At 68.7% G+C, this 22778-nt stretch carries 19 protein-coding genes, 1 rRNA gene and 1 pseudogene; 11 read left to right on the top strand and 10 right to left on the bottom strand.

Annotated elements, in window-relative coordinates; genetic code table 11:
- The first annotated feature begins 5 nt into the window (after positions 1 to 5).
- The 6 genes from rrf to ABD908_RS00710 all read left to right on the top strand — a co-directional run bounded on the left by rrf (position 6) and on the right by ABD908_RS00710 (position 10128).
- Positions 6 to 122: ribosomal RNA gene (rrf, locus tag ABD908_RS00735) — 5S ribosomal RNA — on the top strand.
- Positions 123 to 484: 362 nt separating this feature from the next.
- Positions 485 to 2215: an ABC transporter ATP-binding protein gene (locus ABD908_RS00730; RefSeq protein WP_344989458.1), complete on the top strand. Its 1731-nt coding sequence runs from the start codon at positions 485 to 487 to the stop codon at positions 2213 to 2215.
- Positions 2212 to 4164 carry an ABC transporter ATP-binding protein gene (locus tag ABD908_RS00725; protein ID WP_344989455.1) on the top strand — a complete coding sequence of 651 codons (1953 nt, stop codon included), beginning with the start codon at positions 2212 to 2214 and terminating at the stop codon, positions 4162 to 4164. Before ABD908_RS00730 ends, ABD908_RS00725 begins: the two co-directional genes overlap by 4 nt.
- A 144-nt stretch (positions 4165 to 4308) precedes the next feature.
- The gene (locus ABD908_RS00720; protein WP_344989452.1) at positions 4309 to 5775 is read left to right on the top strand and encodes a protein kinase domain-containing protein; all 1467 of its coding nucleotides are present in this window, start codon (positions 4309 to 4311) and stop codon (positions 5773 to 5775) included.
- Between the two features lie 305 nt (positions 5776 to 6080).
- On the top strand, positions 6081 to 9635 hold the full coding sequence (gene dnaE, locus ABD908_RS00715; RefSeq protein WP_344989450.1) for a DNA polymerase III subunit alpha: 3555 nt from the start codon (positions 6081 to 6083) through the stop codon (positions 9633 to 9635).
- Positions 9636 to 9732: 97 nt separating this feature from the next.
- Positions 9733 to 10128 carry a nitroreductase family deazaflavin-dependent oxidoreductase gene (locus ABD908_RS00710; RefSeq protein WP_344989448.1) on the top strand — a complete coding sequence of 132 codons (396 nt, stop codon included), beginning with the start codon at positions 9733 to 9735 and terminating at the stop codon, positions 10126 to 10128.
- A 65-nt stretch (positions 10129 to 10193) separates the two neighbouring features.
- On the opposite strand, the gene ABD908_RS27530 is transcribed toward ABD908_RS00710, so the two are convergent.
- The 3 genes from ABD908_RS27530 to ABD908_RS00700 form a co-directional block, all read right to left on the bottom strand.
- Positions 10194 to 10877, bottom strand: a complete 684-nt coding sequence (locus ABD908_RS27530; protein ID WP_425584325.1) for an MAE_28990/MAE_18760 family HEPN-like nuclease — start codon at positions 10875 to 10877, stop codon at positions 10194 to 10196.
- A 7-nt stretch (positions 10878 to 10884) separates the two neighbouring features.
- The gene (locus tag ABD908_RS00705) at positions 10885 to 12024 is read right to left on the bottom strand and encodes a GmrSD restriction endonuclease domain-containing protein (RefSeq protein ID WP_344989446.1); all 1140 of its coding nucleotides are present in this window, start codon (positions 12022 to 12024) and stop codon (positions 10885 to 10887) included.
- Between the two features lie 99 nt (positions 12025 to 12123).
- Positions 12124 to 12366 carry a hypothetical protein gene (locus ABD908_RS00700; RefSeq protein ID WP_344989444.1) on the bottom strand — a complete coding sequence of 81 codons (243 nt, stop codon included), beginning with the start codon at positions 12364 to 12366 and terminating at the stop codon, positions 12124 to 12126.
- A gap of 80 nt (positions 12367 to 12446) precedes the next feature.
- Here ABD908_RS00700 and aroC point away from each other — a divergent pair.
- The 3 genes and pseudogenes from aroC to aroB form a co-directional block, all read left to right on the top strand.
- Positions 12447 to 13631 (top strand): annotated as a pseudogene (gene aroC, locus ABD908_RS00695) (chorismate synthase); the annotation flags it as partial.
- A 129-nt stretch (positions 13632 to 13760) separates the two neighbouring features.
- Positions 13761 to 14369, top strand: coding sequence for a shikimate kinase (locus tag ABD908_RS00690; protein WP_344989442.1), 609 nt, complete (start codon positions 13761 to 13763; stop codon positions 14367 to 14369).
- Position 14370: 1 nt separating this feature from the next.
- Entirely contained in the window at positions 14371 to 15540 is a 1170-nt protein-coding gene (gene aroB, locus ABD908_RS00685) for a 3-dehydroquinate synthase (RefSeq protein WP_344989440.1), read from the top strand.
- Positions 15541 to 15657: 117 nt separating this feature from the next.
- On the opposite strand, the gene ABD908_RS00680 is transcribed toward aroB, so the two are convergent.
- A complete protein-coding gene (locus ABD908_RS00680) occupies positions 15658 to 16335 on the bottom strand; it encodes a TetR/AcrR family transcriptional regulator (protein ID WP_344989438.1) in 678 nt (225 codons plus the stop codon).
- Positions 16336 to 16496: 161 nt separating this feature from the next.
- On the opposite strand from ABD908_RS00680, the gene ABD908_RS00675 reads away from it, so the two are divergent.
- Positions 16497 to 16898 carry a nitroreductase/quinone reductase family protein gene (locus ABD908_RS00675; protein ID WP_344989498.1) on the top strand — a complete coding sequence of 134 codons (402 nt, stop codon included), beginning with the start codon at positions 16497 to 16499 and terminating at the stop codon, positions 16896 to 16898.
- A 129-nt stretch (positions 16899 to 17027) separates the two neighbouring features.
- Here ABD908_RS00675 and ABD908_RS00670 read toward each other — a convergent pair whose 3' ends face one another.
- The 6 genes from ABD908_RS00670 to ABD908_RS00645 form a co-directional block, all read right to left on the bottom strand.
- On the bottom strand, positions 17028 to 17765 hold the full coding sequence (locus ABD908_RS00670; protein WP_344989435.1) for a cysteine hydrolase family protein: 738 nt from the start codon (positions 17763 to 17765) through the stop codon (positions 17028 to 17030).
- Positions 17766 to 17796: 31 nt separating this feature from the next.
- Positions 17797 to 18390 carry a YbhB/YbcL family Raf kinase inhibitor-like protein gene (locus ABD908_RS00665; protein WP_344989432.1) on the bottom strand — a complete coding sequence of 198 codons (594 nt, stop codon included), beginning with the start codon at positions 18388 to 18390 and terminating at the stop codon, positions 17797 to 17799.
- Positions 18387 to 18824 (bottom strand): MarR family transcriptional regulator, encoded by a 438-nt coding sequence (locus ABD908_RS00660; RefSeq protein ID WP_344989430.1) that lies wholly within the window; start codon positions 18822 to 18824, stop codon positions 18387 to 18389. Before ABD908_RS00660 ends, ABD908_RS00665 begins: the two co-directional genes overlap by 4 nt.
- An 84-nt stretch (positions 18825 to 18908) precedes the next feature.
- Positions 18909 to 20042: an AAA family ATPase gene (locus tag ABD908_RS00655; protein ID WP_344989427.1), complete on the bottom strand. Its 1134-nt coding sequence runs from the start codon at positions 20040 to 20042 to the stop codon at positions 18909 to 18911.
- Between the two features lie 2 nt (positions 20043 to 20044).
- Positions 20045 to 21082, bottom strand: a complete 1038-nt coding sequence (locus ABD908_RS00650) for an aliphatic amidase (RefSeq protein WP_344989424.1) — start codon at positions 21080 to 21082, stop codon at positions 20045 to 20047.
- 85 nt (positions 21083 to 21167) lie between these two features.
- On the bottom strand, positions 21168 to 21503 hold the full coding sequence (locus ABD908_RS00645; protein ID WP_344989421.1) for a MarR family transcriptional regulator: 336 nt from the start codon (positions 21501 to 21503) through the stop codon (positions 21168 to 21170).
- Between the two features lie 142 nt (positions 21504 to 21645).
- Here ABD908_RS00645 and ABD908_RS00640 point away from each other — a divergent pair, with 142 nt between their 5' ends.
- Positions 21646 to 22692, top strand: coding sequence for a substrate-binding domain-containing protein (locus ABD908_RS00640; RefSeq protein WP_344989419.1), 1047 nt, complete (start codon positions 21646 to 21648; stop codon positions 22690 to 22692).
- Positions 22693 to 22778: the final 86 nt, after the last annotated feature.

Below are 22778 nucleotides of genomic sequence, written 5' to 3'. Positions count from 1 at the left end.
AGTGTTTCGGCGGCTATAGCGGAGGGGAAACGCCCGGCTCCATTCCGAACCCGGAAGCTAAGCCCTCCAGCGCCGATGGTACTGCACTCGTGAGGGTGTGGGAGAGTAGGACACCGCCGAACTATATGTGAATACCCGATGGCCCCAGGAGACGAGTTCTCCTGGGGCCATCGGCATTTCAGCGTCGGCCAAGGCGCGGGTTGCGCGAGCCGCGATCCGACTCGGCGACCATGCCGGGATACACAGTTGTGAGTGCCGACCCGGTTCGCTACCGTGGCGGCTGTGGCCCCAGCCGAACGAGTCCGTGCTCGTCATCTCCCGATAGCGGAGAGACGCCACGCACTGCTCCGTGCCACTCGGGATGGGTCCGCGTTCGACACGTCCGACGTGGTCGCCGGCGTCCATGCCCGGGCGGGCCGCGACTGACCGAACTGCTCCTCCTCGACGGCGTCGCCCAGCCCCACTCCCGGCCCGGAGGTAACCCGTGCTCGTCCGACTGATCCGTACCCGGCTGCGGCCGTACCGGACCTGGCTGGCTGCCGTGGCCGCATTCCAGCTGGTCAGCGTCATCGCGAACCTCACGCTGCCCAACCTCAACGCCCACATCGTCGACCGCGGCGTCACCACGGGCGACACGGGTTACATCTGGTCCGAGGGCGGCCTGATGCTCGGCGTCACCGTCCTGCAGATGCTCGCCGCGGCCGGCGCCACCTACTTCGCTGCACGCACGTCGATGGCGTTCGGGCGGGACACGCGGGGCGCACTGTTCACTTCGGTGGGCAGGTTCTCGGGCCGCGAGGTCGCGCACTTCGGCGCGGCGTCGCTGATCACCCGCACCACGAACGACGTGCAACAGGTGCAGCTGCTGGTCCTCATGTCGCTGGCGCTCATGATCCAGGCGCCGTTCATGACTGTGGGCGGTGTCGTGATGGCGCTGCGGGAGAACTTCGCGCTGTCCTGGCTCATGGTGGTGGCGGTCCCACTGCTCGGCCTGGTCCTCGGCATCGTCATCTCCCGGATGATCCCGGGGTTTCGCCTCGTGCAGACGCGCCTCGACGGCGTCAACCGGGTGCTGCGCGAGCAGCTCACGGGCGTGCGTGTGATCCGGGCGTTCGGCCGCGAGCCGGTCGAGCAGGCCCGGTTCGGCCGGTCGAACACCGACCTCACCGACGCGAGCATCCGCGTATCACGACTGATGGCGGTGATGTTCCCGTGGGTGATGCTGGTCATGAACGTCTCCACGGTCGCGGTCTGGTGGTTCGGCGCGCGACAGGTCGCGGGCGGCACCACCCAGATCGGCGCCGTGACCGCCTACATGCAGTACCTCGTGCAGATCCTCATGTCGGTCATGATGGCCACCTTCATGGTGATGATGGTGCCGCGCGCCTCGGTGGCCGCCGACCGCATCGTCGCCGTCACCGAGACCGAGTCCACGGTGGTGCCCGCCGCCGCGCCCCTGCGTACCGCGCCGATCACCGGCACCGTCGAACTGCACGACGTGTCGTTCACCTACCCCGGTGCCGCCGAGCCGGTGCTGCGCGGCGTGCAGGCGTCCGCGGGGCCGGGCACGACGCTCGCCGTGATCGGGTCGACCGGCGCGGGCAAGACGACTCTGATCTCCCTCCTGGCCAGGCTGTTCGATGCGACGGGCGGGTCCGTGCGGTATGACGGCGTGGATGTCCGGGACCTCGCACCGCAGGCCCTGTGGGGCCATGTCGGGCTCGTGCCGCAGCGGCCGTACCTGTTCTCCGGCACCGTCGCCACCAACCTGCGGTACGGCGATCCCGACGCCACCGACGAGGAGCTGTGGGATGTGCTCGAGGTGGCCCAGGCCCGCGACTTCGTCACTGACCTCGGCGGCCTCGACGCCGCGATCGCGCAGGGCGGCACCAACGTCTCCGGCGGCCAGCGGCAGCGGTTGTGCATCGCCCGCGCCCTCGTCAACAAGCCGGCGATCTACCTCTTCGACGACAGCTTCTCCGCGCTCGACCTCGCCACCGACGCCCGACTGCGAGCCGCGCTCGCTCCGCGCACCCGCGACGCCACCGTCGTCATCGTCGCCCAGCGCATCTCCACCATCGCCGACGCCGACCAGATCCTCGTGCTCGAGGACGGCGCCGTCGTCGGACTCGGGACCCACGCCGAGCTGCTCGAATCGTGCCCGACGTACCAGGAGATCGCCGGCAGCCAGGCGACCGATGCGAGTGCGGCATGACGCGCCCCGGCATGATGCGCGGCGGGCGCGGACCCGGCGGGATGCAGATGGCGCCCACCGAGAGGCCGCTCGACTTCTGGCCCTCGCTGCGCCGTCTCGCCGGATCGCTGCGCGCCCAGCGCATGGCGATGATCGGCGCGCTGGCGCTGTCGGTGGGCTCCGTGGCCGCCTCGGTGTCCGGGCCCACGATCATCGGTCACGCGATCGACGCCGTCTACGCCGGGACACTGTCGCAGCACCTGCCGCGCGGCCTCACCACCGCGCAGGCGGTGGCGCTGCTGCGCGCCCACGGGCAGGGCCGGTTCGCCGACATGATCGCCGCCGCGCACGTGGTGCCCGGCGCGGGCATCGACTTCGGTCGCGTGGGCACCATCCTGACCTGGGCGGTGGCGGTGTACGTGCTGTCGTCGCTGCTGATGTACGTGCAGGCGTACCTACTCAACGGCGCCGTGCAGCGCACCATGTCGGAGATCCGCGCACAGGTGGAGGCCAAGCTGCACCGGCTACCGCTCGCGTACTTCGACCGGCAGCCGCGCGGCGAGCTGCTGTCGCGGGTCACCAATGACATCGACAACCTCGGCCAGTCGCTGACCCAGGCGCTCAGCCAGCTGCTCGTATCCGTGATGACGGTGATCGGCGTCCTCGTCGTGATGCTGCTCGTGTCCCCGGTACTGACGCTCGTGGCGCTGATCGCCGTTCCGCTCGTCGTGCTGTTCACAAGCGCCGTGATGAAGCGCTCGCAGAAGCAGTTCGTCGCCCAGTGGAAGCACACCGGTCGACTCAACGGGCAGGTCGAGGAGTCGTTCTCCGGGCACGAGCTGGTGACGGTGTTCGGCCGCCGCGGCGAGGTGGCCCGACGGTTCGAGGACGAGAACGACAAGCTCATGGAGGCGGGGTACAAGGCGCAGTTCGTCTCGGGGCTGATGATGCCGATCATGATGTTCGTCGGCAACCTGCAGTACGTGGGCGTCTGCGTAGTCGGCGGGCTGCGGGTCGCGTCGGGTGCGATGACCCTCGGCGACGTGATCGCGTTCATCCAGTACTCCCGGCAGTTCACCCAGCCCCTCACCCAGATCGCGTCCATGGCCAACCTGCTGCAGTCGGGCGTCGCGTCCGCGGAGCGGGTGTTCGCCGTGCTCGACGCGCCGGACCAGGTCGCGGAGCGCAGCGAGCAGTTCGGCACATCGGCCCGCGGCCGGGTCGAGTTCTCCGGCGTCCGGTTCGGGTACCGCCCGGACGAGCTGCTGATCGACGGTCTGGACCTGGTCGCGGAGCCCGGCCGGACGGTGGCGATCGTCGGCCACACCGGCGCGGGCAAGACCACGCTGGTGAACCTCATCATGCGGTTCTACGAGCTGGACTGCGGCCGGATCCTGTTGGACGGCACCGACATCGCCACTGTGCCGCGTGCTGCCCTGCGGGCCCGGATCGGCATGGTGCTACAGGACACCTGGCTGTTCGAGGGCACGATCGCCGACAACATCCGCTACGGCGACCTCGACGCCACCGACGATGAGCTGCATCGCGCCGCGGAGGCGACGTTCGTCGACCGGTTCGTGCATTCGCTGCCCGACGGGTACGCCACCGTCGTCGACGACGAGTCCGGCAGCCTGTCGGCGGGGGAGCGGCAGCTCATCACCATCGCGCGCGCGTTCCTGGCCGACCCGTCGATCCTGATCCTCGACGAGGCCACCAGCGCCGTCGACACCCGCACCGAGGTACTGCTGCAGCACGCGATGCGGGCGCTGCGCGCCGATCGCACCAGCTTCGTGATCGCCCATCGCCTCTCGACCATCCGGGACGCCGACGTCATCGTCGTCATGGAGCACGGACGGATCGTCGAGCAGGGCGACCACGCGGGCCTGCTCGCCGCGGGCGGCGCGTACGCCCGCCTCTACCGTGCGCAGTTCGAGGGCGCGCTGGTCGGAGACGACGAGCTGACGACGTAGCGCGGTCGGCGTATGTGACGGGGACGATAGGGATGCCGGGTCCGCGCGCAAGTCAACGACAAGGCGATCCCGAGTCCAGGCGATACGCTGGAACCCGGCGAACGACACGACGAATACGAGCGCACAGGGGTAGTTGGCGACAGGATGAAGGAAGATCTCGCACCGGGGACGGTGATCGGCGGCTATCGGATCGAGCGGAGGCTCGGGTCCGGTGGGATGGGGTCGGTGTACCTCGCCAAGCATCCCGAGCTCCCGCGCCACGACGCGCTCAAGGTGCTCGGCGCCGGATACGAGGCGGACGACGCGTTCCGCAAGCGCTTCCTGCGTGAGGCCGAGCTGGCCGCGCGGCTCGACCACCCGAACATCGTCGCGATCCACAACCGCGGCCGCGAGGGCGACCGGCTGTGGATCGCCATGCAGTACGTCGACGGCGACGACTGCTCGGTCCTGCTGAAGAAGACGCCCGCCGGTCTGGCGCCCCCGACCGCTGTCCACATCGTCGGCGAGATCGCGCGGGGGCTCGACTACGCGCACCGCAGCGGGCTGCTGCACCGCGACATCAAGCCCGCCAACATCCTGGTCGCGGCCGGCGACGGCGACGAGCCGGGACGGGTGCTGCTCACCGACTTCGGTGTCGCGAAGGGTGGCGACGACGCCTCGCAGCTCACCGTGATCGGCACCGTCCTCGCGACGCTCGCGTACGCGTCGCCCGAACAACTGTGCGGTGAGCCGCTCGACGCCCGCTCGGACCAGTATTCGCTGGCCGCGACGTTCTTCCACCTCGTCACCGGCAAGGTGCCCTATTCGGGTGGCACCACCGACGCCGTGATCGACGCCCACTTCAACGCCCCGCCGCCGCGGATCTCCCAGATCCGGGCGGGCATACCCGCGGCTGTCGACGCCGTCGTGGCGCGTGGGCTCGCCAAGACCCCGGGTGAGCGGTTCGCGACCTGTCGCGAGTTCGCCACCGCACTGGCGCAGGCGATGACGGCGCCCCGCCCCGGGCCCGGCCCACGCCCTCCAGGGCCCGCGCCGTGGGCGGGGCGGCCGCAGGTGCAGGTACCCCCGAGCCCGGCGGTACAGAATCCGGCGCTGCAGAACCCGGTGTCACAGGTGCGTGGCCCCCAGAGCGTGGGACCCCAGAATGCTGGGCCGCAGGGCGCTGGGCCGGTGCTTCCACCTCAGCATCCGTCGGGGCCGCAGGCGCCGCAGCACCCGCAGGCGCCGCAGCACCCGCTTGCGGCGCAGCAGGCGTCTGCGCGGTTCGAGCAGGCCGGGAGATTCCCCCAGGCCGGGTCGGTGCCCGGCGGCCAGGCGCAGCCGGGGCGGCAGTACCCGTCTGGACCCCAGCAGCCGTCGGCACCTCCGTACTCGTCGGGGCCCCAGCGACCGTCGGGCGCGCTGCACGCGTCCGGACCCCAGCAGCCGGCGGCCCCGCCGCCGTACCGCTCGGTCCCGCCGCAGCCCGGCTACCAGGTGCCGTATCCGCCACCGTCGGCGCCACCTGCCGCGGGCGGTCACGCGGCGGGGCGGGTGCCCAAGGCGGCGATCGCGGTCGCCGCGCTCGCTGTGCTGGCGGTGCTGATCCTGATCGTCGTGCTCGTCGTCTAGGTGAATGCTCGCCGGTGCGCTTGTAGGTCGTCTCCACACGAGCGCTCCCCGGTTCGACCGGTTTGCGCGGCCGAAAAGTTGCTCCCGCGACGGTTCATCCGGTCGCGTCGGTGATATCCGGCCGCGGGAACGGCAGGCCCGGCTCGCGCACTCCCCGCGGTGTCGGCCACCGGCGACACGCCGGGGCGACACGCCGTCCGGCAGAGCAGGACCCGTCACCCCGGGCCGCGCCTGCACGGACCTGTCGGACCCACCGCCTAGACTCGACCCCCTAGACGAGTCGACTGGAACGGGGTGAAGTAGACGTGGCCGGGTCCTTCGTGCATCTGCACAATCACACCGAGTACTCGATGCTCGACGGTGCAGCGAAGGTGGATCCACTGTTCGCCGAGGCCAAGCGCCTGGGCATGACGTCGGTAGGCATGTCCGACCACGGCAACATGTTCGGCGCCTCGGACTTCTACAACACCGCCAAGAAGTACGAGATCAAGCCGATCATCGGCATCGAGGCGTACATAGCGCCGGAGTCGCGGCTGAGCACCAAGCGGGTCCAGTGGGGCGACCCCGGCCAGAAGAGCGACGACGTCTCCGGCTCGGGTGCGTACACCCACATGACCATGGTCGCCGAGAACGCCACCGGCCTGCGCAACCTGTTCAAGCTCAGCTCGCTGGCCTCCATCGAGGGGCAGCTCGGTAAGTGGTCCCGCATGGACGCCGAGCTCATCGCCGAGTATCACGAGGGCATCATCGCGACCACGGGCTGCCCGTCGGGCGAGGTGCAGACCCGGTTGCGGCTGGGGCAGGAGCGGGAGGCCCTCGCGGCCGCCGCGAAGTGGCAGGAGATCTTCGGCAAGGAGAACTTCTATCTCGAGCTGATGGACCACGGAATCGACATCGAGCGTCGCGTCCGGGACGGGCTGCTCGAGGTCGGCCGCAAGCTGGGCATCAAGCCGCTCGCCACCAACGACTGCCACTACGTCACCAAGGGACATGCCGACAGCCACAGCGCGCTGCTGTGCATCCAGACCGGCAAGACCCTGTCCGACCCCACCCGGTTCAAGTTCGACGGTGACGGTTACTACCTCAAGTCCGCCGACGAGATGCGGGCGCTGTGGGACGACCAGGTGCCCGGCGCGTGCGACTCGACCGTCGAGATCGGCGAGCGCGTGCAGTCGTACGACGAGGTGTGGACGCACCGTGATCGCATGCCGATCTTCCCCGTGCCGGAGGAGCATTCGCAGGAGTCGTTCCTCGAGCAGGAGGTCGAGGCGGGGCTGGCGCGCCGGTTCCCGGACGGTCCGCCGGCCGAGTACGTCGAGCGCGCGAAGTACGAGCTGTCCGTCATCAACCAGATGGGCTTCCCGGCCTACTTCCTGGTGGTCGGCGACCTCATCGCGCACGCGCACGAGGTGGGCATCCGGGTCGGCCCCGGCCGCGGGTCCGCCGCCGGCTCACTGGTCGCGTACGCGCTGGGCATCACCAACATCGACCCCATCCCGCACGGCCTGCTGTTCGAGCGGTTCCTCAACCCCGAGCGCGTGTCGATGCCCGATATCGATATCGACTTCGACGACCGCCGGCGCGGCGAGATGGTGCGCTACGCGTCCGAGAAGTGGGGCGTCGACAAGGTGGCCCAGGTCATCACGTTCGGCACCATCAAGACCAAGGCCGCCCTCAAGGACTCTGCGCGGGTCCTGTTCGGCCAGCCCGGCTACTCGATCGCCGACCGGATCACCAAGGCGCTGCCGCCCCCGATCATGGCCAAGGACATCTCGGTCAGCGGCATCACGGACCCGAACCATGAGCGGTACAAGGAGGCCGTGGAGGTCCGGCAGCTGATCGAGACCGACCCGGACGTCAAGAAGATCTACGACATGGCGCTGGGCCTCGAGGGCCTGATCCGCAACGCCGGCGTGCACGCGTGCGCGGTGATCATGTCGTGCGACCCGCTCACCGATGCGATCCCGGTCTGGAAGCGCGCGCAGGACGGCGCCATCATCACCGGCTGGGACTACCCGTCGTGCGAGGCCATCGGCCTGCTCAAGATGGACTTCCTCGGTCTGCGCAACCTCACCGTGATCGGTGACGCGCTCGAGAACATCAAGCAGAACCGCGGCATCGACCTCGACATGGACACCGTGCCGCTCGATGACGCGACCACGTTCGAGCTCCTGTCGCGCGGCAACACCCTGGGCGTGTTCCAGCTCGACGGTGGCCCCATGCGGGACCTGCTGCGCCGTATGCAGCCCACCAAGTTCGAGGACATCGTGGCCGTCGGCGCTCTGTACCGGCCGGGTCCGATGGGTATGAACGCGCACAACGACTACGCCGACCGCAAGAACGGCCGGCAGCAGGTCAAGCCGATCCACCCGCAGCTCGAGGAGCCGCTCAAGGAGATCCTGGCCGACACCTTCGGGTTGATCGTGTACCAGGAGCAGATCATGCACATCGCGCAGAAGGTGGCCGGGTACAGCCTGGGCCAGGCCGACCTGCTGCGGCGCGCGATGGGTAAGAAGAAGAAGGCGATCCTCGACGAGGCGTACGGCGGCTTCCAGAAGGGCATGCTGGACAACGGCTTCTCGCAGGCGGCCATCACCGCGCTGTGGGACACCGTGCTCCCCTTCGCCGGCTACGCGTTCAACAAGTCGCACGCCGCCGCATACGGCCTGGTCTCGTACTGGACCGCGTACCTCAAGGCCAACTACCCTGCTGAGTACATGGCTGCGCTGCTCACATCCGTCGGAGACGACAAGGACAAGGCCGCCATCTACCTGTCCGACTGCCGCCGGCTCGGCATCACCGTGCTGCCGCCCGACGTCAACGAGTCGTTCCACAACTTCTCGTCGGTGGGCAAGGACATCCGGTTCGGGCTCGGGTCCGTGCGCAATGTGGGCACGAATGTGGTCGCGTCCATCGTCCGCAGCCGCACCGAGAAGGGCGACTACTCGTCGTTCTCCGACTACCTCGGCAAGATCGAGGTGGGCGCCTGCTCCAAGAAGGTCACCGAGTCCCTGATCAAGGCGGGCGCGTTCGACTCGATGCACCACCCGCGCAAGGGGTTGTTCCTGGTGCACAGCGACGCGATCGAGGCGGTGCTGTCCACCAAGAAGGCCGAGGCGGTGGGGCAGTTCGACCTGTTCGGGTCGATGGGCGACGACGCCGGGAACGAGGACGCGGCGACCGGGTTCGAGGACGTGTTCGCGGTCAAGATCCCCGACGAGGAGTGGGACGGCAAGCACAAGCTCGCGCTGGAGCGCGAGATGCTCGGCCTGTACGTGTCGGCCCACCCGCTGGACGGTGTCGAGCACGTGATCGCGGCGCAGACCGACACGCCGATCCCGGCCATCCTCGAGGGCGACATCAAGGACGGGAGCCAGGTCACCGTCGGCGGCATCCTGCAGGCGGTCAACCGCCGGGTCAACAAGAACGGCGCTCCGTTCGCCTCGGCACAGATCGAGGACCTGTCAGGTGGCATCGAGGTGTTCTTCTTCCCGCAGGCCTACGCGGCGTTCGGTGCCGAGGTGGTCGAGGACGCGGTGGTGCTGATCAAGGCGCGGGTCAACTTCCGCGACGACAAGATCACCCTCATCGCCAACGACATCGCCCCCATCGACCTGTCGCAGATCGGCGTCGCCAAGCCGCTCGCGCTCACCATGCCGACCCGCATCTGCACGCAGGACAAGGTGAGCCAACTCAAGCAGGTGCTCAGCCGGCACCCGGGTGCCTCGGACGTCCACGTCAAGCTGGTCAGCGGCGACAAGGCCACCACGCTCAAGCTCGACGACGCTCTCCGGGTGAACCCGACGTCCGCTCTGATGGGCGACCTCAAGGCGCTGCTCGGCCCGTCCTGCCTGGCCTGACCTTCGCCTGCGATGAGGCTGGTGATCTCCGACGACGGCCGGTCGGGTCGGCGTGATCGGGCTATCGGGCGGTCGTCGGGCGGGTAGCGTCCCGGCCATGGGAACGCAACCGTCGGTGCGGGGCGTCCAGCGCCGCGTGGCCGTGCTCAACAAGCGCTACACGAACCGGGTGCTCGGGCCGCTGTCGTACCGCATGCCGCCCCTGGCGGTGGTCGACCACGTGGGCCGCAAGACCGGTCGCCAGTACTCCACGCCGGTGGTGGCGGTCCTATCGGGCGGCCGCGCGTTCGTGCTGCTCAACTACGGGCCGGAGACGCAGTGGGTCAAGAACGTCCTGGCCGTGGGGGAGTACACCCTGCGCCGAGGCGGCCGCGCGGTGCGCGTCACGGGGACACGCGAGGTACCGAGCGACTCTCCGGAGGTTCCGGCGCTGCTGCGCCTCGCGGGCGCATGGCCGGTGCGGCCCGTGCTCGTCGGGGACGTGGTTACTTGACAGCCCACGTTCTGTGAGCCGCAGTTAAGGTATCGACACCGCGTACTGGCTGGAGAGGAGAGCTCTTATGCGCGATATTTTTCGTCACGGACCGATTCGTAAATCGTCCGCATTACTTCTTCGCATAAGTCAAAAATTTTTGTTTCGAAGTTCCAATAATTTGGGTCGCTGGGTAGGTTCGCATTCTCCCCGTGAGCGATCCTATTCCTAAGGCTGAGTAATCCTTCCAGTCTGTGCGAGTATTTGATAAATTCAGAGTCCTCTAGCCCAAGACTCACGAGGTTGCGCCTCAAAACCGTTGGCGTGAGGTTAGAGTCCGCAGAAGTGACCAGATTAATCGGGAGACTAACGGGCGTTCCCTGGAGTGCGAGTATATCGGTGATTAGCGCGGCATCGCGTTCAACTTGCCTCGCCCGATTTCCGCTAGGGTCGAATGGATCACCCACGTCGCTGGACCTGTGTCGCTTGAATCGCTCGGACAGGGTGGCGGCCGACAAGGTTTGTTTTGCATCCGATACGGCGATCCTGCAATCGTTGATCGTCGTCGCATATTGCACCAATGCAAACCTTATAAAACCCTCAAGATGAGCGTAAAGTAAAAGTAATAGCGCACGCCTACGGCAGGCATCACCTGACTTTCCGGAACCGGATGTGCTTAGGTTCCGTAAATTCCTGATCTCGTCGCGTCGCCACGTTAGGTCATCTTCTAGGGCGGCCCGTACCTGTGCTGCTCGTGCGCCGGTAGACATCTGAGTCCTAGAGGGCGGACTCAAAGCGGCTACCAAAGAACTCGATCCGATCGCGGTGCTGTTGTGCTGTATTCTTGCCGCCGCCGGTGAACGCGCGCAGATCTGGATCCGTCTTAGCATCGAAGATCGCAGCGCCCAAAACTCTCATTTGTTGATCATCTGATACATCGAGTTTATGTAGTACACGCTGGAGTCCCAGGGCGATTCCCTCGTAGTGGTAGATGGCAAACTGGCCGATGATCGTGCCACGTGTGTTCACAGATCCGAACAGCGAAGTCCCTACGCGGCTGTCTAGTTCTGCTGCGCGCTTCAGGGTGGCGAAAGTTTTTTCAAACGTGTCAAGGTCAGAACCCATATCGAATACGTCGGCGCCAACGCCTTCCGGTGCAGAAGCCGCTTCCATGTATTCGGTGAGGAAGTCACCTACTGCTTTTTTGTACTTCGCATTCCATTTCAAGAATGCAAAGAATCGCAAGGTGAGCTCTTCGTTGAAACGACGCTCCAGCTGACTGTCGGATATTATGCTAATGCAATATTCGAAACTCGGTGTTTTGGCCAAGCGCCGCAAGAGGTCGTTGAAGTGCGGACTCAGTAGCCGGATTGTGCAGTTGCGAATCTCTTGCTGTTCGAGAGGTTCGCCGCCAGAGTTGAGTCTCTTAAACATGTAGTACCGCAGTCGGACATCGCTCTCCTTACGGAGTATTTCTGCGCGGATGAAATTGCGCTTAAGTCGTCGCTCAAGTGCGGCCGGAAGACTCGTGTAGGTGTGGCCATTTAGCTCTTCTACAATGTCGCAGTCTTCCAGCTTTAAGGGTTCGCGGTTTGGAAGCAGCCCCCGGAAGTTGAGATAGGACGAGATTCGTTGAAGACCGTCTATCAATTCATAGACGTTCTCCTCGGTCTCCATCAGGAATATGGGCGGGACCGGTAGCTCTAGAATTAGCGTCTCGATAAAGCGAGATTGCGCCCCGGGGGTCCACCTGAACAATCGCTGATACTCGGGCTGGATGATGAGCTCGCCCGACTTATACATGTCTGCGAGCTCGTTGAATGACAAATCGAGCTGGCGCGTCCTGATTGCCGATACTTTGCCGTCGACAGCGTCGATCAACTGAATATCAGTCGTCGGATTGCTCGCAGTTGTCATCTGCAGTCCCTCCCTGGCCCGGCCCTAGCTTTGTACTACGAAGCCTAGCCTGATTAGAGATGCTGCGCGGGAGGGTTGTTACGGGTGCCCATGACGACGCTAGCGACGTGTGCGTGCGGCGCGCAGCGCCCACCAGGCGACGACGGTGACGCCGGTCGCCCCGAGCACGGCGGGCGCGGCCGAGGTGACCCCGGCCAGGGCGGTGAGCGTGAGGATCACGATCAGGGCCACCACCCCGACGACCAGCGCCTCGACCTTGTACCGCGGCCACCGCACACCGAAGACATCGACCGAATCCGAGATCCGGCGAGCCGGTGATGTCGATGTGGGCAGTGCCGTCATAGTGTTCACTGTACGCCTTGAATCAGGGTTTCGGGTAGCCGAATTTCAAGTGGTACATCGGGGCGTGGGAGAATCGCCTGGTGTTGCGCTGGACTACCGCAGGAGAATCACACGGCCCCGCCCTCGTGGCGATCGTCGAGGGCATGGTCGCCGGTGTCGAGGTCACGACCTCGGACATCGCGTTCCAGCTCGCCCGTCGACGACTGGGCTACGGTCGCGGCGCGCGGATGAAGTTCGAGGCCGACCAGGTGACCCTGCTCGGCGGTGTCCGGCACGGACGCACGCAGGTCGGGCCGATCGCCATCCAGGTCGGTAACACCGAGTGGCCCAAGTGGGAGCAGGTCATGGCGGCCGACCCCGTCGACCCGGCCGTACTCGCCGACGTCGCGCGCAACGCGCCGCTGACCAGGCCCCGGCCCGGACACGCCGACTTCGCCGGCATGCTCAAGTTCGGCTTCGACGACGCGCGCCCCGTGCTCGAGCGCGCCAGCGCCCGCGAGACGGCCGCCCGGGTGGCCGCCGGCACCGTCGCCCGCAACTTCCTGCGGCAGGCGGCGGGTGTCGAGGTGCTCAGCCACATCGTGTCGATCGGCGCGTCGGAGCCGTACACGGGTCCCACCCCGACCATCGATGCCCTGCCCCGGATCGACGAGTCGCCCGTGCGCGCGTTCGATCCCGAGGCCGAGGCGGCGATGATCGCCGAGATCGAGGCCGCCAAGAAGGATGGCGACACCCTCGGCGGCGTCGTCGAGGTCGTGGCCACCGGCCTGCCGGTGGGCATCGGCTCGTTCACCGCCGGTGACACGCGCCTCGACGCCCGGCTCGCGAGCGCGCTGATGGGCATCCAGGCGATGAAGGGCGTCGAGATCGGCGACGGCTTCGCCACCGCGCGCCGCCGCGGCAGCGTCGCGCACGACGAGATCCTGCCGGGTCCCGACGGTGTCCTGCGGTCCAGCAACCGCGCGGGCGGGCTCGAGGGCGGCATGACCAACGGCGAGGCGCTGCGCGTGCGGGTCGCCATGAAGCCGATCTCGACGGTGCCGCGCGCGCTGCGCACCGTCGACATGCAGACCGGCACCGAGGCGGTGGCGATCCACCAGCGCAGCGACGTGTGCGCGGTACCCGCTGCGGGCGTGGTCGCCGAGGCGATGGTCGCGCTGGTGCTTGCGCAGGCGGTGCTGGAGAAGTTCGGCGGCGACTCGCTCGCCGAGACGGCGGCGAACGCGGCGCGGTACCGAGCCCATGTCGAGGCCCGGCTCGCGCGGCACACGATCGACGAGCCGCGTCCGGACGAGGAGGGCTATCCCGGCGCCGAGGCCTACCCCACCGAGGTGGGACTCGAGATGGACCCCGAGGCGGGGTTCGAGACCTACCCTTCGGAGGCGGGGTAGCAGGTGGATCAGGCACCGACCGCGATCCTGATCGGGCCGCCGGGAGCCGGGAAGACGACGATCGGGAAGCGGCTCGCGAAGGTGCTGCGGGTGCAGTTCATCGACGTCGACTCGGAGATCGTGCGGCGCGAGGGTCGCAGCATCGGGGACATCTTCTCGACCGAGGGAGAGCCTCGGTTCCGGCAGATCGAGGAGGACGTCGTCGCGGACGTCGTGGCCCACCAGACCGGCGTCATCTCGCTGGGTGGCGGGGCCATCCTGTCGTCCCGCACCCGCGAGCTGCTGAGCGCCTACCAGGTGGTCTATCTCGAACTGACCGTCGACGAGGGGATCAAACGTACCGTCGGGTCCGGGCGGCCGCTGCTGGCCGGCGACGACCCGGCGGCGAAGTACCGCGCCCTGATGGCGCATCGCGCGCCCATCTACCGTGACCTCGCCACCATCCGGGTCTCGACGGTCGGCCGTGCGCCCGCATCGGTGGTCCGGCAGGTGCAGCGGCGGCTCAAGGACACAGAACCCGGCCGGGTGCGCCGGGGCCCGTGGCCCAAGCTGCCCGCGGTGTTGCGCAGCCCCGGCAGCAAGAGTGGTTCGGGTAGGAACAGGACGGAGTGAGATGAGCGACGACCAGGTGACGACCGGTGACCGGGCGGCCGAGCCCGTGCGGGTGCGGGTGAACGCGGCCAGCCCGTACGACGTGATCATCGGGCGCGGGCTGCTCGACGAGACCGTCGACGCCGCCGACGGTGCCGGCACGCCGTCGGGCGGCCCGCGCGCGTCCAAGGCGGCGATCTTCTACCAGCCGCCGCTCAAGGAGACGGCCGAAGTGCTCCGGAAGCGCCTGGAGGAGCGGGGGATCGACGCGCATCGCATCGAGCTCCCGGACGCCGAGGCGGGCAAGGACCTTCAGGTCGCCGGCTTCTGCTGGGAGGTGCTCGGCCGGATCGGGCTCTCGCGGCAGGACGTGATCTACAGCCTCGGCGGCGGCGCCGCCACCGACCTCACCGGCTTCGTGGCCGCCACCTGGATGCGCGGCGTGCCCGTGGTGCACGTCCCCACCACGCTGCTGGCGATGGTCGACGCCGCGGTCGGGGGCAAGACCGGCATCAACACCGACGCGGGCAAGAACCTGGTGGGCGCGTTCTACGAGCCGCGCGCCGTGATCGTCGACCTCGCGACGCTGGAGACGGTGCCCCGCAACGAGATCGTGGCCGGCATGGCCGAGGTCATCAAGACCGGCTTCATCGCCGACCCGGTGATCCTCGACCTCGTCGAGGCCGACCCGGAGGCCGCGCTCGACCCCACCGGCCCCGTCCTTCCGGAGCTGGTGCGCCGCTCCATCGAGGTCAAGGCGAAGGTGGTCTCCGCGGACCTCAAGGAGTCGTCGCTGCGCGAGATCCTCAACTACGGCCACACCCTCGGCCACGCCGTCGAGCGCCGCGAGCGGTACCGCTGGCGCCACGGCGCCGCGGTCTCGGTGGGGCTGGTGTACGCCGCCGAGCTGGGCCGCCTCGCCGGCCGCCTCGACGACGAGACCGCCGACCGGCACCGTCGGGTCCTCGAGTCGGTGGGGTTGCCCACCAGCTACGACGCCGACGCGTTCGGCCAACTGCTGGAGGGCATGGGTAAAGACAAGAAGAACCGCGCGGGCATGCTGCGGTTCGTGGTGCTCGACGGCCTCGCGAAGCCCGGCCGGCTGGAGGCGCCCGACCCGTCGCTGCTGGTCGCGGCGTACTCCGCCGTCGCCAAGGAGGGCACGACGCCGGACGGCACCGTCCTGCTCTGATCGTTCCTGCGAGGGCTCACCGCTCCGGCTGTCCACGTCGGCTGACGCGGCCAGATTTCGCTCCCGCGCCCGGATGTTTGGGCGCGGGAGCAGTTTTCGGACGCGTGAGGCCATCAGTCACGGCAGGCCGATGAGGTCGGCGGTGCGCTCGACGGCGTAGGCGAAGAACTCGTCCGCCGGGTCGAGGGTGTTCGCGAACTGGCCGAACAGCTCGAAGCTCACCATGCCGTACAGCTGCGTCCAGGCGATCAGCCCGCGGGCCATCACCCGGGGCGACGTGCCGGGGGCCACGATGTCGCTGATAAGACGCACCTGCCGCTCCAGCTCCGCGCCGAGCGGCCCGTCCACGCCCGCGTCCATCGTGGCCTCGGCCGCGATCCGAGCGATCACCACGGCGCTGCGCGCCGCCGCCGCGATGGTGGCGTCCGGCGCCCGGTAGCCGGGGACCGGGGAACCGTAGATCAGCGCGTACTCGTGCGGGTTCGCGCGCGCCCACGCGCGCAGCGCATCCGCGCAGGCCCGCCACCGGGCGCGGGGCTCGTCACCGTCGTCCACGGCGCGCTCGAGCGCCTCGCCGACCGCGTCGTAGGCGTCGGTGATCAGCGCCGTGAGCAGTTCATCGCGGCTCGGGAAGTACCGGTAGATGGCCGACGACACCATGCCCAGGTCCCGCGCCACCGCGCGCAACGAGAGTTGGGCGGCGCCTGCATCGGCGAGCTGTCGGCGCGCACTCGCCTTGATCTCCTCGGTCAGCTCGGCGCGGGCCCGTTCGCGGGCCGTCATGGAGGCGTTCACCCAGCCGATTGTGCCACTGATCTGAAACAAGAGCACTGCTCTTGACAAATCTCATCGGCGGGGCGGATCATTGCCTTCAGAGCGAGAGCACCGCTCTCGAAATTCGAAGGGAGTCCACCGTGACCGACAAGACCAATGCTCCGGGCCAGGGCACGACGGCGATGAACAACGCGGTGGGTTGGCTTGCCTGCCATGGTGTCTCGCTGATGGGCAGCCGTCAGCTCGCGGTGCGCGGCCGTACCTCGGGGCAGTGGCGCACCACGCCCGTCAACCCCCTGGCGCTCGACGGACGGCGCTACCTCGTCGCGCCCCGCGGCGTCACGCAGTGGGTGCGCAATATGCGCGTCGCAGGCGGAGGTGAGCTGCGGCTCGGTCGCCGGGCCGAGGCGTTCACCGCCACCGAGTTGCCGGATGCCGATAAGGTGCCCGTCCTGCGCGAGTACCTGCGCAAGTGGCGGTGGGAGATCGGCGCATTCTTCCCCGGGCTCGCGGTGGACAGTGACGACGCGACGATCGCCGCCGCGGCGCCCCGGTACCCGATCTTCGTGATCTCGGCGGCCTGATCCGACGCCTGTCCAACATGTGCACCGTTCCGTCGGCCCCCGGGGCCGACGGAACGGTGCACATGTTGGACACTCAGCGAAGCCGGGGGACCGACGGAACGGTGCACATGTTGGAACAGCGGGGGCTACCTACGTGGCCAGCTCGGCGTCGAACGCGGCAGACGTCATCACGTCGGCCTGGGTGGGGAACACCTTGTCGAGCAGGACGCGCTGCACCTCGGGGTCGGGATCGGCGACGCAGTCCGAGAGCACGATGATCCGGTAGTCGTCGTCGGCGGCGACGCGCAGCGTCGACAGCACGACCCCGCTGGTGGCGATGCCGGTCAGGACGAGGGTCTGGATGTGGCCGGCGCGCAGGATCTCCCGCAGCGGCGTGGATCCGAACGCGCCGACCCGCGCCTTGATGACGACCGGCTCGTTGCCGACCGCCGCGATGCGGGGGTCGAACTGCGACTCCGGGCTGCCCTGCAGCATCGACCCGCTGCCGATCACGCGGGCGAAGGCCTTGTTGTTCTGCGACACCTCGGGGTAGCCGGCCTGGAAGGCGGTGCCCACCAACACGACGTGGACGCCGGCCCTGCGTGCGGCCTGTTCCGCGGCGGCGGTGTGGGTGATGACGGTGCCGGCCGACGCGCTCAGCTCGGACACGATCCCCTGCTGCATATCCATCACCAGCAGCGCGGTGTGCGCGGGATCGAGAGCGGGCCGGGCGCCGGAGGCGGCGGCGCGCGTGGGGGCGGCGACGGTGATCGTCGCGGTGGAGGCGGCGGTGGTGGTGGATCCGCCGCACGCCGCGACCAGCGTGGCTACCAGTGCGAGCGCGGCGGCGATCCGGGCCCTGCGGGACGACGTCGGAACGGTGGTCATGAGGACCTGTCTCTCTGGGCCCGGTCGCGGGTCAGCGTTCGGCGACGCCCGTCAGCCGCCCGCGGGCGGTGACGGGTGCGGTGATGGACGAGAGGACGATGCGCGGCCGGGCGCGGTCGATCGGCGCCCCGCCGTGGGCCAGCGCCTCGCCGTCTTCGGTGGTCAGGGCGAACAGCTCGAACGTGTAGCGGTGTGGCCCATGGCCTTTCAACGGTTCCGGGCCGTGATAACCGCGGCCGACGGTGGACCTGAGGATCCGCACGCCCGCCGCGGGCGCTCGCGCCGAGAGTGCGCCCGGCGGCAGGTGACCGGCCACGTCGAGCCGCGCGGGGTCGATGAGTGCGAGGCAGTGCACGGCCGGCGTGGGCAGGATCGGGGCATCGAGGTCCTCGACGGCCAGCAGTAGTGCCGTCGTCTCGGGCGGCGGTGCGCTCCAGGTCAGGTCGGGCGAGACGTCCAGCCCGCCGACTCGCTTGCCGGCGTGCTCGTGCGGGATGGTCCCGCCGTGCTCGAAGCGGCTGCTCGTCACCGTCAACAGGTCGGGGCCCTGTAGGCCGGGCAGGTTCCACGCCGAGCGCGCATCGCGTGCCCGCTGGTTGCGCAGCAGCGTGCCGAGGAGTGTCACAGTCGTCTCGCCATCCGTTCGATCAGTGGTGCCGCGGTCATGAGCTGGTCGAGCTCGACGGGGCTGAAGTCCCCTGACAGGGCCCGGGCCAGCTGCTGGGTGCGGGCGTTCTGCTTGTCCTCGAGCACTCGTCGCCCGGCCGGGGTGATCGACAGGACGGACCTGCGCCCGTCGTCGGGATCGCGATCGCGGTGCACCAGGCCGCGCGTCTCGAGCGCGCCGAGCGTCGCACCCATGGACTGCACGCTGATCTGCTCCGCTGCGGCGAGAGCGGTGACCGTGGTCGCGCCCCCGCGATCGAGGCGCTTGAGGGCCGACACCTCGGAGAGGCTCGGCGCGCCCTCGCCCCTGCTCAGTCGGAGCACGCGCAGGCACAGGCCGATGCTCGAATACAGCGCGGCGGCGACATCGTCGACGTCGGGGCTGGGGGGCATGCGCCAAGGCTAGCATTACAAGTTTCGCCTACCAAGTCTGTACTTGGTATCTGCGGTCGCGCGGGCTCGGCCGCTCCGCCCCGATCAGTCGACGAGGCATCGCAGGCCGGGATGGGCGCCGCCAATTACGCTCAGCGTCGCCTGGATGTCCTTGTGCACGTCCACCGTTCGCGCGGCGCGGTGCGTGATCACCGCGTTCGCGACCAGGGGCCAGACCTCGTGGCGGATCTGCCGCCGGATCGACCGGGCGCCGTACGCCGGGTCGAAGCCGTCCCGCACGAGCAGCGGTGCGACCGCGTCGTCGACCGACAGCCGCACACCGCGTCTGGCGGACGCCGCAGCGAACCGGCCGAGCTCGTGGCGGGCGACCTGCACTGCGGCGTCGGGCGTGAGCTCCTCGAAGAGCGTCACCACGTCGATGCGGTTGCGGAACTCCGGATCGAAGAACGCCGTGATCGCGCGCTCGGAGATCCGGTCGAGACGGCGCTCGAGCCGCCGCTCGACCCGACCGCCGACCGCCGCCGGGGAGCGGCGAGCGAGCGCACGGCCGGCGCGGTGCCACGGCGTCACCTGCTCGGCGCGCAGCTCACGGCTGCCCAGGTTGGAGGTCAGGAACACGAGGCAGTTACGGAAGTCGTACTTCTGCTGGCCGTTGGCCAACGTGAGCAGGCCGCGATCGAGGACGTGCAGCAGCGCACGGATCACGGTGGTGTGCGCCTTCTCCACCTCGTCGAACAGGACGATTCCCGGCATGGAGACGGTGCCCTCCACCTGCGAGCGGTCGAAGACGCTGAGCCCCTCCTTCGAACCGGCGTAGCCGGGCGGCGCGCCCGCGAACGACGCGGCGTAGTGCTCCTGCGCCATCGCGGACATGTCCACCCGGCAGAAGTCGTCGGGTCCGGTGCGCAGCGCGGACGCGAGCTGCCGGACGATCTCCGTCTTCCCCGTCCCGGTCGGCCCCACCAGGAGGTGGCTCGCCAGCGGCCGCGTGCGGTCGTTCAGTCCGGCCTGCACCACGGACAGGGTGGTAAAGATCGCGTCGATCGCGTTGTCCTGGCCGAAGATGTTGGCGCGCAGCTGTTTCTCGATGCGAGCCGCGTCGATGCGGCCGACGGAGGCCGCGGCGAAGTCGGCGTCGGTGGGGCGATCGGGCGGCCTGGGTCGGCCGCCGGGGGCAGCTGCGCCCTCGGCGGCCAGCCGGTCGGTGATGAACGGCACCGTCAGGCCTCGCGGGTCTTCTCCGTGGGCAGCGAGCCGACGGGGCACTCGGCGACGCCGACGGTGTCGCGGGTGAACGACTCGACCTGCTCCCGCGCCGCCTCGGCGTCGGTCACCCACAGCTTGTAGAAGTCGAACGGACACTCCGCCACGCCCTTGTCGCCCTCGCCGGCGGCGTGGATACCCGTGTAGCCGCGGTGGAGGATCTTGAACAGGTGGTTCTGGGACTGGTCATGTCTGCGGGCGTCGCGGATCGCCGACACCGACAGCTGCGCGTACTGGATGCCGTACTCCTCCTCGCCGGTCTCGCCCAGCGTCCGGCCGTCGAAGCCGATGATCGACGAGTGCCCGAAGTACGAGTAGACACCGTCGAAGCCGGCGGCGTTGGCGACCGCGACGTACACGTTGTTCGCCCACGCCATCGCCTTGGCCATCAGCACCTGCTGCTCCTTCGCCGGGTACATGTACCCCTGGCAGCGCACGACCAGCTCGGCTCCCTTCATCGCGCAGTCGCGCCAGATCTCGGGATAGTTGCCGTCGTCGCACACGATGAGCGAGATCTTCAGGCCCTTGGGTCCCTCGACGACGTACGTCGAGTCGCCGGGGTACCACCCCTCGATCGGCGCCCACGGGATGATCTTGCGGTACTTCTGCACGATCTGGCCCTGACTGTCGATCAGGATCAGGGTGTTGTACGGCGGCTTGTGCGGGTGATCCTCGTGCTGCTCGCCGGTGATGGAGAAGACGCCCCAGGTGCCCGCCTTCCGGCAGGCCTCCGAGAAGATCCGCGTCTCCTCGCCGGGGATCGCCGCGGCGGTCGCGTACATCTCGTCGGGGTCGTACATGATGCCCTGCGTCGAGTACTCGGGGAAGACCACGAGGTTCATGCCGGGCAGCCCGGACTTCATGCCGACGAGCATGTCGGCGATCCTGTGGCAGTTGTCGATCACCTGCTCGCGGGTGTGTAGGCGGGGCATCTTGTAGTTGACGACGGCGACCCCGACGGTGTCGGGACTGGAGGAGATGTCTCCGTGGCGCATGGTGGACTCCTTTCGACACCCCCACGATAATACCGATTCGGGATTATCCCCGATCGGTACGAGGAGCGGCCGGAAGTCGGTGCGATCAGCCGAGTTCGGCGACGAGCGAGTCCCACACGCTCCGGCCCGTGTCCGACATCGTGAGCACTACGCTGCGGCGGTCCGTCGGGGCCGGGCGGCGATACGCGAGGTTGCGCTCGACGAGTCGGTCGACCAGTCGGGTCGTGGAGGACGGTGTCGTGCCGGTACGTGCGGCGATCTCGCCGACGGTGGCGCCGTCGACGTCGGCCAGCAGCCGCAGGGCGCGGAAGTGCTCGATCGTCAGGTCGTGGCGCGCGAGGACCGGCGTCAACACGCGCATGATCAGGTCGTCCGCCGCTGCGACAGCGGCGAGTGCGCTGCGTACCGCATGCTCCGTCATGCCGACTCCTGCGATCTCGGGTCCGTCCAGACCGGTCTCGGCCCGAACGGTCCTCACCGTAGTCGGGTCGGCCGAATGGCACGAACCGGCGCGGTGTGGTCCGATCGACCGATACGACTTCACGTACGGCGAGCGGATGCGGATGAGCGGATTCACTGTGGGGCTGCTCTACCCGATGCAGGGTCCGGCGGGGCTGTTCGGCCCGTCCTGCCTGTCGTGTTCGATCCTGGCTGCCGACGACATCAACCGGCGCGGCGGGATGTTCGGACGCGAGGTGGTACTCCGGCCCATCGACGCCGCGGCCGGCGTGGAGCGCGTGGTCCGCGAGGTCGAGGGGTTGATCGCCCGGCGCGAGATCGACGCCGTCGTCGGTTGGCACACCTCCGACGTGCGCAGCGCGCTGTCGGCGCGGCTCGGGCTGCGGGTCCCGTACGTGTACACGGCGCTCTACGAGGGCGGTGAGTCGACGGCGGGCGTGTTCCTCACGGGCGAGACCCCGGACGCGCAGATCCGGCCGGCCCTGCGGTGGCTGCGACACGAGCGCGGCATCACGGACTGGTACATCGTGGGCAGCGACTATCTCTGGGCGCGCGGAAGCGCCCGCGCATCCGTCGGGTTCGTGACGTCCCTCGGCGGGCGGGTGGTGCGCGTGCGGTTCGTCCCGCTGGGGACCGCGGACTTCGACGCCGTGATCGAGGACATCGGCCGCTCGGGGGCGCAGGGGGTGCTGATGCTGCTGCTCGGGCAGGACGCGGTCGTGTTCAACCGTGCTTTCGCCGCGGCCGGGCTGACGGCCCGCACCACCAGATTCGCGCCGCTCATGGACGAGCACATGCTCATGGCCTCCGGTGCCGACGCGACGACGGACCTCTACGCCGCCGCCGGCTTCTTCGGGTCGGTCGTGACCCCGGAGACGATGGAGTTCGGCTCGCGGTACTTCGGCCGCTTCGGCCGCGCCGCCTGTCCGCCGACGTCGATGGGGGAGTCCTGCTTCGAGGGCATGCTGCTGCTCGAGGCGCTGCTGTGCACCGCGGGCAGCGCCGAACTCGTCGACGTGCTGCGCCGCGCCCCGCAGGTCCGGTATGAGGGGGCCCGGGGCAGTATGACGCTCCGGGGCAGCCACACCCGGCAGGCGGTGTACCTGGCGCGAGCGGACGGGTGCGACTTCGATGTGATCGATCGACTCTGACGTCATCGGTCCACGCCGAGGCCCGGATCGGCCGGTCCCGGCGGTGGACTTCGGTCGCTGTCGTAGCGGACAACTACCGTGGACGC

The organism is Tsukamurella soli, from assembly GCF_039541155.1.
GTDB lineage: Bacteria > Actinomycetota > Actinomycetes > Mycobacteriales > Mycobacteriaceae > Tsukamurella > Tsukamurella soli.
The sequence above is the reverse complement of the archived record's forward strand: the minus strand, read 5'-3'. Positions and strand labels throughout refer to the sequence as shown.

Coding starts and splice junctions, on each gene's coding strand:
- aroB (WP_344989440.1), top strand. CDS start 14,371: ATGAGCGACGACCAGGTGACGACCGGTGACCGGGCGGCCGAGCCCGTG.
- ABD908_RS00660 (WP_344989430.1), bottom strand. CDS start 18,824: ATGCCCCCCAGCCCCGACGTCGACGATGTCGCCGCCGCGCTGTATTCG.
- ABD908_RS00705 (WP_344989446.1), bottom strand. CDS start 12,024: ATGACAACTGCGAGCAATCCGACGACTGATATTCAGTTGATCGACGCT.
- ABD908_RS00670 (WP_344989435.1), bottom strand. CDS start 17,765: ATGACCACCGTTCCGACGTCGTCCCGCAGGGCCCGGATCGCCGCCGCG.
- ABD908_RS00720 (WP_344989452.1), top strand. CDS start 4,309: ATGAAGGAAGATCTCGCACCGGGGACGGTGATCGGCGGCTATCGGATC.
- ABD908_RS00700 (WP_344989444.1), bottom strand. CDS start 12,366: ATGACGGCACTGCCCACATCGACATCACCGGCTCGCCGGATCTCGGAT.
- ABD908_RS00710 (WP_344989448.1), top strand. CDS start 9,733: ATGGGAACGCAACCGTCGGTGCGGGGCGTCCAGCGCCGCGTGGCCGTG.
- ABD908_RS00675 (WP_344989498.1), top strand. CDS start 16,497: ATGAACAACGCGGTGGGTTGGCTTGCCTGCCATGGTGTCTCGCTGATG.
- ABD908_RS00645 (WP_344989421.1), bottom strand. CDS start 21,503: ATGACGGAGCATGCGGTACGCAGCGCACTCGCCGCTGTCGCAGCGGCG.
- ABD908_RS00640 (WP_344989419.1), top strand. CDS start 21,646: ATGAGCGGATTCACTGTGGGGCTGCTCTACCCGATGCAGGGTCCGGCG.
- ABD908_RS00725 (WP_344989455.1), top strand. CDS start 2,212: ATGACGCGCCCCGGCATGATGCGCGGCGGGCGCGGACCCGGCGGGATG.
- ABD908_RS00650 (WP_344989424.1), bottom strand. CDS start 21,082: ATGCGCCACGGAGACATCTCCTCCAGTCCCGACACCGTCGGGGTCGCC.
- ABD908_RS27530 (WP_425584325.1), bottom strand. CDS start 10,877: ATGTCTACCGGCGCACGAGCAGCACAGGTACGGGCCGCCCTAGAAGAT.